14 protein-coding genes are annotated in these 13,015 nt (G+C 70.3%); 6 read left to right on the top strand and 8 right to left on the bottom strand.

Annotated elements, in window-relative coordinates; translation table 11 throughout:
* The first annotated feature begins 46 nt into the window (after positions 1-46).
* Positions 47-1,342, top strand: a complete 1,296-nt coding sequence (locus tag ACIHAX_RS05700) for an MFS transporter (protein ID WP_397275982.1) — start codon at positions 47-49, stop codon at positions 1,340-1,342.
* 19 nt (positions 1,343-1,361) lie between these two features.
* On the opposite strand, the gene ACIHAX_RS05695 is transcribed toward ACIHAX_RS05700, so the two are convergent.
* Positions 1,362-1,715, bottom strand: a complete 354-nt coding sequence (locus ACIHAX_RS05695; RefSeq protein ID WP_355071024.1) for a DUF3099 domain-containing protein — start codon at positions 1,713-1,715, stop codon at positions 1,362-1,364.
* Between the two features lie 249 nt (positions 1,716-1,964).
* Between ACIHAX_RS05695 and ACIHAX_RS05690 the strand changes: the two genes are divergently transcribed.
* On the top strand, positions 1,965-2,201 hold the full coding sequence (locus ACIHAX_RS05690; RefSeq protein WP_039799212.1) for a DUF3039 domain-containing protein: 237 nt from the start codon (positions 1,965-1,967) through the stop codon (positions 2,199-2,201).
* 9 nt (positions 2,202-2,210) lie between these two features.
* Here the strand turns inward: ACIHAX_RS05690 and ACIHAX_RS05685 are convergent, their stop codons facing one another.
* Entirely contained in the window at positions 2,211-3,353 is a 1,143-nt protein-coding gene (locus ACIHAX_RS05685) for a YihY/virulence factor BrkB family protein (protein WP_397275980.1), read from the bottom strand.
* Between the two features lie 192 nt (positions 3,354-3,545).
* Between ACIHAX_RS05685 and ACIHAX_RS05680 the strand changes: the two genes are divergently transcribed.
* On the top strand, positions 3,546-5,300 hold the full coding sequence (locus ACIHAX_RS05680) for a DEAD/DEAH box helicase (protein WP_397276055.1): 1,755 nt from the start codon (positions 3,546-3,548) through the stop codon (positions 5,298-5,300).
* A 6-nt stretch (positions 5,301-5,306) separates the two neighbouring features.
* Here the strand turns inward: ACIHAX_RS05680 and ACIHAX_RS05675 are convergent, their stop codons facing one another.
* The gene (locus ACIHAX_RS05675; protein WP_364426006.1) at positions 5,307-5,909 is read right to left on the bottom strand and encodes a TetR/AcrR family transcriptional regulator; all 603 of its coding nucleotides are present in this window, start codon (positions 5,907-5,909) and stop codon (positions 5,307-5,309) included.
* 104 nt (positions 5,910-6,013) lie between these two features.
* Here ACIHAX_RS05675 and ACIHAX_RS05670 point away from each other — a divergent pair, with 104 nt between their 5' ends.
* A complete protein-coding gene (locus ACIHAX_RS05670) occupies positions 6,014-6,754 on the top strand; it encodes an SDR family oxidoreductase (protein ID WP_355070350.1) in 741 nt (246 codons plus the stop codon).
* 274 nt (positions 6,755-7,028) lie between these two features.
* Here the strand turns inward: ACIHAX_RS05670 and ACIHAX_RS05665 are convergent, their stop codons facing one another.
* Together ACIHAX_RS05665 and ACIHAX_RS05660 are read right to left on the bottom strand one after the other, a co-directional pair.
* The gene (locus ACIHAX_RS05665; protein WP_397275977.1) at positions 7,029-7,583 is read right to left on the bottom strand and encodes a hypothetical protein; all 555 of its coding nucleotides are present in this window, start codon (positions 7,581-7,583) and stop codon (positions 7,029-7,031) included.
* Positions 7,583-9,349 (bottom strand): DEAD/DEAH box helicase, encoded by a 1,767-nt coding sequence (locus ACIHAX_RS05660; RefSeq protein WP_397275975.1) that lies wholly within the window; start codon positions 9,347-9,349, stop codon positions 7,583-7,585. Before ACIHAX_RS05660 ends, ACIHAX_RS05665 begins: the two co-directional genes overlap by 1 nt.
* Positions 9,350-9,506: 157 nt before the next feature.
* Here ACIHAX_RS05660 and ACIHAX_RS05655 point away from each other — a divergent pair, with 157 nt between their 5' ends.
* A complete protein-coding gene (locus ACIHAX_RS05655) occupies positions 9,507-10,214 on the top strand; it encodes a TetR/AcrR family transcriptional regulator C-terminal domain-containing protein (RefSeq protein WP_364426097.1) in 708 nt (235 codons plus the stop codon).
* A gap of 104 nt (positions 10,215-10,318) precedes the next feature.
* On the opposite strand, the gene ACIHAX_RS05650 is transcribed toward ACIHAX_RS05655, so the two are convergent.
* On the bottom strand, positions 10,319-10,513 hold the full coding sequence (locus tag ACIHAX_RS05650; protein ID WP_036538000.1) for a hypothetical protein: 195 nt from the start codon (positions 10,511-10,513) through the stop codon (positions 10,319-10,321).
* A 276-nt stretch (positions 10,514-10,789) separates the two neighbouring features.
* Here ACIHAX_RS05650 and ACIHAX_RS05645 point away from each other — a divergent pair, with 276 nt between their 5' ends.
* The gene (locus ACIHAX_RS05645) at positions 10,790-11,149 is read left to right on the top strand and encodes a DUF952 domain-containing protein (protein WP_355070356.1); all 360 of its coding nucleotides are present in this window, start codon (positions 10,790-10,792) and stop codon (positions 11,147-11,149) included.
* On the opposite strand, the gene ACIHAX_RS05640 is transcribed toward ACIHAX_RS05645, so the two are convergent.
* Positions 11,150-11,797, bottom strand: a complete 648-nt coding sequence (locus ACIHAX_RS05640) for a response regulator transcription factor (RefSeq protein ID WP_364425998.1) — start codon at positions 11,795-11,797, stop codon at positions 11,150-11,152.
* Positions 11,794-12,969, bottom strand: coding sequence for a histidine kinase (locus ACIHAX_RS05635; RefSeq protein WP_355070359.1), 1,176 nt, complete (start codon positions 12,967-12,969; stop codon positions 11,794-11,796). Before ACIHAX_RS05635 ends, ACIHAX_RS05640 begins: the two co-directional genes overlap by 4 nt.
* Positions 12,970-13,015: the final 46 nt, after the last annotated feature.

Raw genomic sequence — 13,015 nt, 5'->3', positions numbered from 1 at the left:
ATTTCAGCCACTCGTTGCGTGAGCATGGTTCGGGCAGGCTCATCGGGTGACCGAACTGCAGACGCCGACTCCCGTTTCCCTGGCTACCGCGCCGCGCCGGCGCTTGCACCCGGCTTGGCCGGTCGCAGGCGTGGGCTTCATCGCCCTGCTGGGCGCGGCCGCGTTCCGTTCCGTGCCCAGCGTGCTGATGGACCCGTTGCACGAGGAGTTCGGCTGGTCGCACGGCACCATCGGGACGGCCGTTTCGCTGAATCTGCTGCTATACGGCCTGATCTCGCCGTTCGCCGCCGCGCTGATGGATCGCTTCGGCATCCGCAGGGTGGTCGCCTGCGCGCTGCTGCTGGTCGCCGCGGGCAGCGGGTTGACGGTCTTCATGTCCCGGCCGTGGCACCTCGTGCTGACCTGGGGCCTGCTGGTCGGTGTCGGCGTCGGGTCGATGTCCATGCCGTTCGTCGCCACGATCACCGGCCGGTGGTTCGTGCGGCAGCGCGGTCTGGTCACCGGCGTGCTCACCGCCGCGGGCGCGACCGGACAGTTGGTCTTCCTGCCGTTGGTGTCGGCGCTGGCGCGCGCCCACGGCTGGCGGCTGCCGTCGCTGATCGTCGCGGGCGCGGCGCTGGCCGTGGCGCCGTTGGTGGTGCTGTTCATCCGGGACTATCCGAGCGATCTCGGCGTGCGAGCCTACGGCGCCGAGCCGGACAGCACGGCGGGCCTGCGCGTACCCGCCGCGGGCGGCGCGTCGCGCGCGCTCACGGTGCTCGGGACGATCGCGCGGCGTCCCGGGTTCTGGCTGCTCGCAGGCGGTTTCGCGGTGTGCGGCGCGTCCACCAACGGGCTGGTCGGCACCCATTTCGTCAGTGCCGCGCACGATCACGGCATGCCGCCGACCGCCGCGGCGAGCCTGCTGGCCGTCGTCGGCGTCTTCGACGTGGCGGGCACCATCGCCTCGGGCTGGCTGACCGACCGGATCGATCCGCGCTACCTGCTGATCGGCTACTACACGCTGCGCGGTCTGTCGTTGCTGATCCTGCCCGCGCTGCTGGGTCCGGACACGCAGCCGAGCCTGTGGGTGTTCATCGTCTTCTACGGCCTGGACTGGGTGGCCACGGTGCCGCCGACCGTCGTGCTGTGCCGCGAACTGTTCGGCGCCGACGGCCCCGTCGCATTCGGCTGGGTGTTCGCCTCGCACCAGATCGGCTCGGCGGTGGCGGCCACCGGCGCGGGCGTGATCCGTGACCTGCAAGGCAGCTACGACCTCGCCTGGTACCTGGCGGGCGCTCTGTGCGGCGCCGCCGCCGTGATGTCGGCCGTCGTCCGCAGGCCTCCGGCAGCGGCGCGGTGAGCCGGTCTTCCCAGCGGACTCAGCCGTCGATGGCGTTGTGCGGACGCGACTCGATGGCCGTGCGCGGACGGTCCCACCTGCTGGGCTCGTCTTTGCGGCGTGGCGGGCGATCGTTGGCGATCAGCACCGCGATCCAGGGCAGCGGAATCGACGCGACGATGATCAGGATGGACAGCAGCGGGTTGCCGAACGCGCTGTAGGCGATCGCGGCGAGGACCAGGCACGGGATGCGGAACGCCATGATGATCGTGTACCTGCGCACCCGGGCCCGGTGCTGATCGTCCAGCGAGGGCGCCGCCTCGGTGATCAACGCGGGGTGCTTGTCGTCGGTGCCTGGGAAGTATCCGGAGGAACGGCGGGGCTGCGTCGGCATCGTCACGTCGGGGTGCTCTTCGCGGTCGCGGCCGTCGGCGGATGGGGAATCGCCGTTCTGCTGCATACCCCGAGTCTTCCACTCGTGGTCCTTCCGCGCACATACGGAGGTGGGGTCGGGTCTGCTCGGCGGTGGCCGGTGATGCGATACCGAGGTGGGGTCGGGTCTGCTCGGCGGTGGCCGGTGATGCGATACCGAGGTGAGACCGTGGTCAGCGGGGTTGTCGCGCGATGCGGCATCATGGAGTGCGTGAGCACCGACACCATGGTTCGCCCGGATACGACGACCGACGAGACGACGGGCGACGACACCCCGAAGTTCTTCCACTACGTGAAGAAGGACAAGATCGCCGAGAGCGCCGTGCTGGGCACCCACGTGGTCGCGCTGTGCGGAGAGGTCTTCCCGGTGACCCGCTCGCCCAAGCCGGGCTCTCCGGTGTGCCCGGAGTGCAAGAAGGTCTACGACGGCCTACGCAAGGGCGACTGAGGCGACGATCTACTCGCCGGACGAGGACCGCGCCGCGCGCAGATCGAGCACGGCGCGCAGGTCGTCGGAGCCCGCGTCGTCCGGACCCGCCGCGGCCTCGTCGGGATCCGTCGTGTCCGCGTCGGTTCCGCTCTCGCCGCGCACCTGATTGGCGATCCACTCCTTGACCTGCTCCATGCGCGTCGCGCGGGCGGGCCAGAACTCCTGCACCGCCGCGTTGAACTCCGCGCCCAGGATCACCGCGAAGCCCAGGAAGAACGTGAACAGCAGGAACGCGATCGGCGTCGCCAGCGCGCCGTAGGTGACGCCGGTGCGGCTGACCCACGACAGGTAGCGGCGCAGCACTTCGCTGGCCGCCATGAAGAACACGCCAGCCACCAGCGCCCCGCCGAAGAGCCGGTGCCAGGGCAACGAGGTGTGCAGTGCCAGCTTGTAGAGGGTGGTGAGCCCGACGATCAGCAGCAGGCCGACGCCCGGGTAATAGAAGAAGTCCAGCAGTTGCAGTCCGGTGGCCCGCCACGCGGTGGGCAGCACCCGCCCGATCAGCGTCGGCCCCAGCGCCACCAGCGGCAGGATGAACACCGACGCCGCCAGGAACAGCAGGTACAGCAACAGCGCGAAGATGCGCTGCCACACCGGGTGCCGCGCGTCCTGCTGGTCGTGGGCCTCCACGATCGAGTCGACGAAGGTCGCCATCGCCGACGATCCGGCCCACAGCGACAGCACGAAGCCCACCGACACCACCGCTCCGCGCCCGCGCCCGAGGACGTCCTGCACCGTGGGCTCGATGAGATCGGACACCACGTTGGCGCTGAACAGCTCCCGGCTGAACGCGATGATCTTGGACTCGACGATCTGCACCGTGTCCGGGCCGAACCATCCGCCGACGTAACCGAGGCTGCCGAGCAGGCCGAGCAACAGCGGCGCCAGCGAGAGCGTCTGCCAGAACGCGGCCGCGGCCGATTTGGCGAAGATGGAATCCGTCCACGCCTTCGCCGCCACCCGCAGGATCAGCGCGGCGGCCCGTCTGCTCAACACCGCTGTGCGCGCGCTCGCGCGGTCGGCCCAAGTGGGAGGGCGCACAGCGGCGGCGCGGGTCGACGGTGTGTCGGTCCGCGGCGGATCCCCCGGAATGGCGTGCTGCTCGGTCATCGTGCTTACAGCATCGCGCACTTCGGCGATCCGCATCGGAGTGTGCGCGCGACGTGTCGGTGGGCATCGGGTGAACTCCCAGCGTCCTGGCTGGTAGCCGTGTGATGCCCGTCGCGCCCGCCGCGTCGGTTTGGCGACACGCCGTGCCGGGCCGCTAGGGTCGTCTGCGTGACTGGGTCGGGTGGCGCCGCTGTGGCGGGTGAGGCAGAGACGCCGGGCGATTCGAAAGTGATCGGCCCCGCCGTCAGCGGCGGTTCCCTCCGCGCCTGGCAGCGACGTGCGCTGACGAAGTACCTGGCCACCAAACCACGGGACTTCCTCGCCGTGGCCACCCCGGGCGCGGGCAAGACCACCTTCGCGCTACGCGTGGCCGCCGAACTGCTGGCCGACCGCACTGTGGACCAGATCACCGTGGTGGCGCCCACCGAACATCTGAAGCACCAGTGGGCACAGTCGGCGGCGCGCTCCGGGATCGCGCTGGACTCGCGGTTCTCCAACTCCACCGGTGGCACCTCGGGTGACTATCACGGTGTCGTGGTCACGTACGCGCAGGTCGCCGCGCATCCCTCGCGCCACCGCGTGCGCACCGAGAATCGCAGGACGCTGGTCGTTCTCGACGAGATCCATCACGCGGGAGACGCCAAGAGCTGGGGTGACGCGACCGCTGAGGCGTTCGGCGACGCGACTCGCCGCCTCGCCCTGACCGGTACCCCGTTCCGCAGCGACGACAGCCAGATCCCTTTCGTCGTCTACGAACCCGACGAGTCCGGTTTCCCGAAGTCCCGCGCCGACCACACCTACGGCTACGCCGAGGCGCTCGCCGACGGCGTGGTGCGGCCGGTGGTCTTCCTGGCCTACTCCGGCGAAGCGCACTGGCGCGACAGCGCGGGCGAGGAGTATTCCGCCCGCCTCGGCGAGCCGCTGAACGCCGAGCAGACCGCCCGTGCCTGGCGGACCGCGCTCGACCCGGCCGGCGACTGGATCTCCGCCGTGCTGCGCGCCGCCGACATCCGGCTGCGCCAGAAGCGCGCCTCCGGCATGCCCGACGCGGGCGGTCTGGTGATCGCCACCGACCAGGACCGTGCCCGCGACTACGCCGAACTGCTGGAACACATCTCGGGTGAGAAGCCGGCGCTGGTGCTGTCCGACGACCCGGCCTCCTCCAACCGCATCGCCGAATTCAGCAACAGCACCCAGCCCTGGATGGTCGCGGTCCGCATGGTGTCCGAGGGCGTCGACGTGCCGCGCCTCGCCGTCGGGGTGTACGCGACCAGCGCCTCCACCCCGTTGTATTTCGCGCAGGCGATCGGGCGTTTCGTGCGTGCCCGGAAGTCCGGCGAGACCGCGACGGTGTTCCTGCCCTCGGTGCCGGTGCTGCTGGATCTGGCCGCGCAACTGGAGTTGCAGCGCGACCACGTCATCGGCAAGCCGCACCGGGAGAAGAACGGCCTGGACGACGACTTGCTGATCGAGGCGAACAAGCAGCAGGACGAACCGGGCGAGCAGGAGAAGTCCTTCGTCGCGCTGGCCGCCGACGCCGAGCTCGACCAGGTGATCTACGACGGATCCTCCTTCGGTACCGCGACCTTCGCCGGAAGCGACGAGGAAGCCGACTACCTCGGGATTCCGGGCCTGCTCGACGCCGAGCAGATGCGCGCGCTGTTGCGTGAGCGGCAGGCCAGACAGGTCGCGGATCGGAGCCTGTCCGCGCCCGTCCCCGATCCCGGTCCACAGGTGGCGGGCGCCGCGGAGCGGGTCGCCACCGCCGATCGGCTCGGCGAGCTGCGGCGCGAACTCAACAGCCTGGTGGCGATGCATCACCATCGCACCGGGAAGCCGCACGGCGTGATCCACGGCGAGCTGCGCCGGGAGTGCGGCGGGCCGCCGACCGCGCTGGCCACCGCCGAACAACTCGGTGAGCGCATCGCGGCGCTGCGCCGGAAGTAGCCCGCGTCAGTCGGCCGGGGCGGGCCAGGCGGCCATGGCGCAGTCGATGGACGCGGTGAGTTCCGGCAGCGCCGCGCCGTCCCGTGCATGGATGGACAACCCGTAGAGGACCGTCGTGTAGAAAGCGGCGAGCGCCGCGCTGTCGGTACCGGGCGGCAGATCGCCCTCGGTGACGCCGCGCTCGAGTCGTCGCCGGATGTCTTCGGTCGTCGCGCGGCGCTTGTCGATCAGGAAATCGCGGATGCCGGTGTTTCTCGTGGTGTAGGTGGAGCCCGCGAGCACGACCATGCACCCGTGCGGCTTGTTCTCCTCGGTGTAGGCCACCGCGTTGTCCCGCAGCATCGCCTCGATGGCCGCCCGCGCGGTGGGTTCCTCGCGCAGCGCACGGGCGGTGTAGCCGCCGTCGGTGTGCCCGTAGAGGTCGACGGCCGCGCGGAACAGCGCCTCCTTGCCGCCGAACGCGGCGTACAGGCTGGGTGAGTTGATCCCCATCGCGGCGGTGAGGTCGTTCATCGACGCGCCCTCGTAGCCGTGTTCCCAGAACACCTCCATGGCGCGGCGCAAGGCCTCGGCGCGATCGAAGGCGCGTGGTCGTCCCCGTTCTGCCATGCCGAACCTTTCTGTGTCGATCGTTAAATATACCCCTTGACACCGCGGCGGCGGATGCGCTTGGCTATTTATGTATTGATCGACACAAAATAGGAGGAGTACCGATGCCGGACCTGACGGGCAAGGTCGCACTGGTCACCGGGGGTAGCCGCGGGATAGGGGCGGCGATCGTGCGCCGCCTCGCCGCGGCGGGCGCGGACGTGGCGCTGACCTACCAGCACGCCGAGGGGCAGGCGAAGACGGTGGTCGGCGAAGTCGAGGCGCTCGGGCGGCGAGCCGTCGCCATCCAGGCCGACAGCGCCGACGCCACCGCCGTGCGCACGGCGGTGGACCGCGCGGCGTCCGAACTCGGCGGGCTGGACATCCTGGTCAACAACGCGGGGATCTTCCCGGCGAAGCCGTTCGAGGAGTTCACCGTCGCGGAGATCGACAACGCGCTCGGTGTGCACGCGCGCGCCGCGTTCGTCGGCGCGCAGGCCGCGGTCCCGCACATGACCGACGGCGGGCGGATCATCAGCATCGGGACCAACCTGACCGATCACGCGCCGTTCGACGGGGTGACGCTCTACAACCTCAGCAAGTCCGCCCTCAACGGCTTCACCAAGGCGCTGGCGCGCGAACTGGGCCCGCGCGCGATCACGGTGAACCTCGTCCAGCCCGGCTCCACCGACACCGACATGAATCCGGGCGACGGAGCGCATGCGGGCAGGCAGCGCGACCTGACCGCGCTCGGGCGCTTCGGCGCCGCCGACGATGTGGCGGCGACGGTGGCCTTCCTGGCCGGGCCGTCCGGTCGCAGCGTGACCGGTGCGTTCCTCACCGTGGACAGCGGTACCAACGCCTGATCGACCCGGCGAAATGCCGCCGCTGCGGGACCACGACCGCCCGCTGGAACGCCGCGACGTACGTGCTCGGCGTCGCAGGACCGATCGGCTCGCGACCCGCGCGAGCGGCATGCCCGTGGCAGAGCAGCGGCAATGATGCGGCCGGGATCCGCGTACGCCACCCGTCAACGAAGCGAACTATCGAGATCGCCTCCGGCGCAGTAATTCCCCGCTTCCGGGGCCAGACGGCGGGGGTGCGATCGGTGGCCGGGATACTCCGAGATGGTTCGGCAGTTCAGCGCGGCGTCGTGGTGAAGAATCGCCGAGAGTCCAGTGCACTGATCGGCGTCCACCGCGTCGCCGGTGCGGACTCGTCCGAGTCCCGCGGCGCGGCGGCGAAATAACCAAGGATCGCCAAGCCCAGTCGCGGATCCTCGTCGACTCGCCGCGCCATCTCGTAGAAGACGGCCAGAAGGTGCACGCATCGTGTCTTGCGCGCGGTGCACGAGCAGTCGGTACCCGCGAGGACGGGTGCGAGGGAAATCCCGGCCGCGCTGATGGCGCGGTGCACATCGTCGGTCGGTACGGGCGGGTCCGGCACGAATCCGGCGATCGCGGTAACGGCGGTCCGGGACATGGGGGCCACCTCCACCTGCGTCACCGACGCCTGACCGCCCCGGTGGATGGTGGCCCGCACGACCTGTCCTTCGACGGTGGCCCGCACGCCGTTGTTGCGCGCGATGCTGCGCGCGCGGGGCAGCAGTGGGTCCGGCCGGGTCTGGCGCAGCGGCTCGGCCAGCCGGACCCAGTCCATGCCCCATGCGGTGTAGCCGAACTCGTTGTCCGCCATCAGTTCTCCCTCTTGCGGCGCAGTATCTCGATCAGTTGGGCGTCGTCCAGTGCGGCCAGCGCCGCGATACCCGCAGCGTCGCCGAGGTCGCGCAGCGCCGCCTTGCGGTCGTGCATGCCCGCGATGTGCTCCTCCACGGTGGTGGTGGAGGTGAGCGTGGTGACGGTGACCGTACGGGTCTGGCCGATCCGGTGCACCCGGTCGGAGGCCTGCGCCTCCACCGCCGGGTTCCACCAGCGATCGAAGTGGACGACGTCGGCGGCGCGGGTCAGCGTGAGCCCGGTGCCCGCCGCGCGCAGGCTGAGCACCAGCACCGGTGGCCCGTCCTCGGCCTGGAACCGGGTGACGATCTCGGCGCGCTCGGCCTGTGAGAGGCCGCCGTGGAAGAACGGCGCATCCACGCCGAACTGCTCGGCGAGATGCCGTACCAGCAGGTCACCGGTCTGCCGGTACTGCGTGAAAATCAGCGTCGGACTGCCGGTTTCGAGATTGGCGGCGACGATGTCGGTGCACAGGTCGAGCTTCCCGGACCGGCCGGCGAGCTCGTCGAGTTCGCCGGTGATCAGGCCGGGATGGTTGCACACCTGCTTCAGGGCGGTCAGCGCCGCGAGCACGCGGCCGTGGCGCTCGATGCCCGCGCCGAATCCGTCGTCCACGGCCTTGTCGAGCAGTTGGTCGTACAGCTGTTCCTGTTCGGCGGTGAGGTCGCAGAGCAGGTCGCTGTGGATCTTCGCGGGCAGGGCGGCGGCGACCTGACGCTTCGTGCGGGCCAGCACCACCGGTTCGATGGTGTCGCGCAACCGTGCCGCGGCGGCGGCCGAACCCTCGTGGATGGGCCGCACGAAGCGCCGCCGGAACTGCGTCCGGTGCCCGAACAATCGGGGTGCCACCAGGTGCAGCAGGGCCCACAACTCATCGAGATGGTTCTCCACCGGCGTGCCGGTCAGTGCGACCGTGGCGGCCGCGTCGATCGCGCGCGCCGCCTTCGCGACCTGGGTGCGGGGATTCTTCAGCGCCTGCGCCTCGTCGAAGACGGCCGTCGCCCACCTCCGCTGCGCCAGCAGCTGCCCATGTAACCGCAGCGTCGGGTAACCGGCGACCACGATCGTCGTGGCGTCGGGATCGACGGCGCCGCCTCGCCACACGACCACGCGCAGCCCGGGCGCGAACCGGCCGATCTCGTGCGCCCAGTTGCCGACCAGCGAGGTCGGGCACACCACCAACTGCGGACCGGCCTCGGCCCGGTCGAGCAGGAAGCCGATGGTCTGCACGGTCTTGCCCAGCCCCATCTCGTCGGCGAGCACCGCGCCGCCGTGCGCGGCCACCGTTTCGCGCAGCCAGCCGACCCCGCGGGCCTGGTAGGGGCGCAGCCGGGCTTTCAGGGTGGCCCGCAGATCCGCCGTGACCGCCTCGGTGTCGCGCAGGACGGCCAATGCTCGTCGCGCGGAGACGATTGCCGTGCGGGACGCGTCCGGCACGGCGTGCGCGGCGATGGGCAGGGCATCGGCGTCCGGGCCGGGCGGCTCACCGGCGGGGTCGGCGAGCGCGGAACGCACCACCTGTTGCCAGACCAGGAACGACTCACCCGGGTGGTCCAGGCTCGAGTCCGCGAACGTCTCGGGATCCACCAAGGCGGCATCGACGTCGATGACCTCGAGGGCTCCGTCCACGCCGATCGGGACGGCCAGCGCGAGGGTCTCGCGGTCACCTGGACCGGTCGGGGCCGGACCGGTGGCGTGTCCGAGCCAGGTCCAGAGCGCGAACATGTGCCGATCCGGTAGATAAGTGGCGTGTGTGCTGGGCAGAGCGCACCCCTTGAATCAACGTATGGTGTACGGAGTAACCGGACAACGGACACCGTACCGGATCGGTTCCGAGGAGCCAGTGAGCGAAGACGTCACATCCGACGAGGCCAGGCGGCTGATGAGCTTGCTGTGGCGGCACGAACTACCGTCGCGTCCGGCGGGGCGCGGTCCGAAGCAGGCGGTCAGCGTGGACGCGGTGGTCGCCGCGGCGGTCGCGCTCGCCGACCGGCAGGGCTATGACAAGGTCTCCATCCGCACGGTCGCCGCCGAACTGGGGCTGCGGCCGATGAGCCTCTACACGTACGTACCGAGCAAAGACGCACTGACGGTGCTCATGGTCGACGCGGTGGCCGAGGAAGACGCGCCGGTTCCCGCCGATCTGCCGCCGCGTGAGCGCCTCGCCGCGGTGGCCCGCCAGGTGCGCGCGGAACTCCTCGCGCACCCCTGGCTGCTCGAGGTGTCGCCGTGGCGGCTCGTGCTCGGGCCGGGACGGATGCGTCGCTACGAGCGCCAGCTCGCCGCGATCGACGGGCTCGGCCTGCCGGACGTGGCGATGGACCGGGCGATCGCCGTGCTGTCGGAGTTCGCCACCGGAAACGCGCGCATGGCGGTGGCCGCAGCCCGCGAGACCGCGCGAATGAGCGACGCGCAGTGGTGGGAAGTGCACGGTCCGCTGCTGAGCGAGGTCATGCCGCCGAGCCGGTTCCCGCTCGCCGCACGTGTGGGGGCGGCGGTGGGTGAGCTGTACCAGGCGCCGGCCGACCCGGACGGCGCGTTCGAATACGGCCTGGCCAGGCTGCTGGACGGCATCCTCGGCGCGGACTGAGCGCCGCCGGACACACCGACAGCGGGCGACCTGTGGGTCGCCCGCTGCCGGTGGAAACGGTGTTCTGTTGTTCGATGCTGTTGTGTCAGGACGCGAGGAGCAGGTCAGAGCGCGGGAGCGGACTCCGTGTCGATCACGGCGTCCAGCTCACGCAGCCGATCCATGTGTTCGTTCGCGTGGTGCTGGCAGAAGAGCAACTCTCCACCTGCGGGCAGTACGGCGCGCACACGGGCCGCCGCCCCGCAGCGGTCGCAACGATCGACCGCGGTCAGTGGGGTGCTTGTCAGGGTTCCTGGCATGACTCCTCCGTCCTGGCTCCCGGTCCCGACGACCGTTCACCTGGTGTGGGGCCCGTGGTCACTCACCACGAGCTCGCTACCGCTACTTCCCAGCAGGGGTATGACTACTCTGTCAGACGTTCGGGACGGGGGACTTTGTTCCCGCGGATGAAGCAGTGTGTTTTCGATAACACGACCAGGGATTTCGCTACGGGCGAACGCCGCTGGTCCTGTCGTAGATGTGCACTGCGTCACACTCTCGATCGGCCGATCCAGTTGTCTACCGGGAGATTACCCGTGACCTATGACACTCACACGCTTGTTCACCTATGCACTTTGGATGAATGGTTATCCGCGCGGCAAACGGGGGAGTACCGAGCGCCCTCCCTCGCCGAGGCAGGGTTCATCCATCTCTCGTCGCCGCAACAGGTGCACCTGCCCGCGAATCGCTTGTTCGCGGGGCGGCGTGATCTGGTGTTGCTGCGGATCGACTCCCGCCGCGTCGGGTCGCCGATCAAGTGGGAGCCGGGCGTCCCGACCGATCCGGAGTCGATACTCTTCCCGCACCTGTACGGCCCCCTGCCGGTGGGCGCGGTCACGGGGGTCGTAGAGTACCTGCCCGCAGCGGACGGGACATTCGCCCCGCTCCCGGCGTGACTACCGGTCGCGGATCTCACGCGCCACGATGGCGGCCTGAACCCGCGACCGCACACCGAGTTTCGTCAGCACCCGGGACACATGTGTTTTGACGGTCGTCTCGCCGATGAACAGCCGACCCGCGATCTGCGCGTTGGACAGGCCGTCGCCGAGGCAATCGAGCACTTCGCGTTCCCGCTCGGTGAGCTCGCCGAATCCGGCGGGAGCCGGTTGCGCGGCAATCTGATTCGACGCGGCGAACGCAGAGATCACCGCTCGCGTCACCTCCGGAGCCAGCACGCCGTCCCCGGCCGCGACCGCGCGCACCGCCTCGACCAGCGCCCGGCCCGACGTGGATTTCAGCACGAACCCGGAGGCGCCCGCGCGCAGCGTGCGAAAGACGTACTCGTCCAGGTCGAACGTGGTGAGGATCAGCACCTTCGCCAAATCGTCCGCGGTGATCCGCTCGGTCGCGGTGATCCCGTCCACCCCCGGCATGCGCACGTCCATCAGCACCACCTGCGGCCGCAGCGCTTTGGCCTGTGCCACCGCGACATCGCCGTCGGCGGCCTCGCCGACCACCTCGATATCGTCCTCGACGTCCAGGATCATCCGCAGGCCGGCGCGGATCGCGGCGTGGTCGTCGGCGATCACCACCCGAATCGTCATGCGGCGCCCACGCAGCCGAGCGGCAGGGTGGCCAGAACTTCCCAGTGGCCGGAATCCGTTCCGGCGCGCAAGCTTCCGCCGAGTGCCGCGGCCCGTTCGCGCATGTTCACCAGACCGCGACGCCCCGCTCGGTCCACGGCCCGGTGGGGCCGCGCGGGCGTTGTCCTGTTGCGGACGGATATGGTCAGTCTCTCCCGCTCTGCGCGCACGTCGATGGAGACCTCCTGTCCCGGGGCGTGTTTCATGGCGTTGGTCAAAGCCTCCTGGACGATGCGATAAGCGGCCTGGTCGACAGCGCTGGGCAGCGCGGCGCCGTCCAGTGATTCGCGCACCCGTACCGAGATCCCCGCCGCGCGTGCGGCGTCCACCAGGATCGGCAACTGCGCGAGGGTGCGCGGCGCGGCTACTTCCGCCGCGCCGTCGTCGCTGTGCAGCAATCCGATCATGGTGCGCATCTCCTCCAGTGCGCTGACGCTGTTGGCGCGGATGGAGCGCATGATGCCGGCCACCGCCGGGTCGGCGTCGCGGCGGGCCAGCACGCCGAGCGCCGCCTCCGAGTGCAGTGCGATGGCCGACAGGTGCCCGGCGATCACGTCGTGCAGATCGCGCGCCATCGTGGTGCGCTCGTCGGCGATGGCCGCGCGCCGGTCGAGTTCGGCGACCAAGGTGAGCGCCTCGGCGCGGGTGCGCTCGGCGTGCGCGACCTCCTTGTGCGTGCGCACCGAGTTCGCCCACCAGATCGGCGTCGCGACGAAACTGAACACCGCCACCAGCGCCAGCGCGACCGCGCGCAGGTCGCCGGTCAAGGCGAGGGTCAGCACCACCACGACGACGGAGAGCGTCGACCAGGACAGCGCCGTGATCCGCGACGCCCGGCGCCCGGCGTACAGCACGGCCGCGTAGATCAAGTCGGCGTAGACGATCCACACCGGCACCGTGGCGCCCAGCCAGATGTCCACGGCCAGCGGCAAGAGCCCGGCAAGCATGGCCGCGACCGGCATCCGGCGCCGGCAGAAGGTCGCCAGGCACAGTAGGGCCAGCACACCGCACCGCACCCACAACGACGCCTGCTCGCCCCGCTCGGTCATGGTGGACAAGCCTGCGAGGTACAGCGCCGCGCCGCCGGCGAACGCGATCACGGCGCCCAGCGCATCCCGTGTCCGCTCCGGCACATCCGCCCACCGCCACACGCCTCCATCACAGCACAGCGACCGCGAC

The sequence above is a fragment of the Nocardia sp. NPDC051929 genome, assembly GCF_044548645.1.
Lineage (GTDB): Bacteria > Actinomycetota > Actinomycetes > Mycobacteriales > Mycobacteriaceae > Nocardia > Nocardia sichangensis.
Note: the sequence above shows the minus strand (reverse complement) of the source record. Positions and strands in the feature narration are given on the sequence as shown.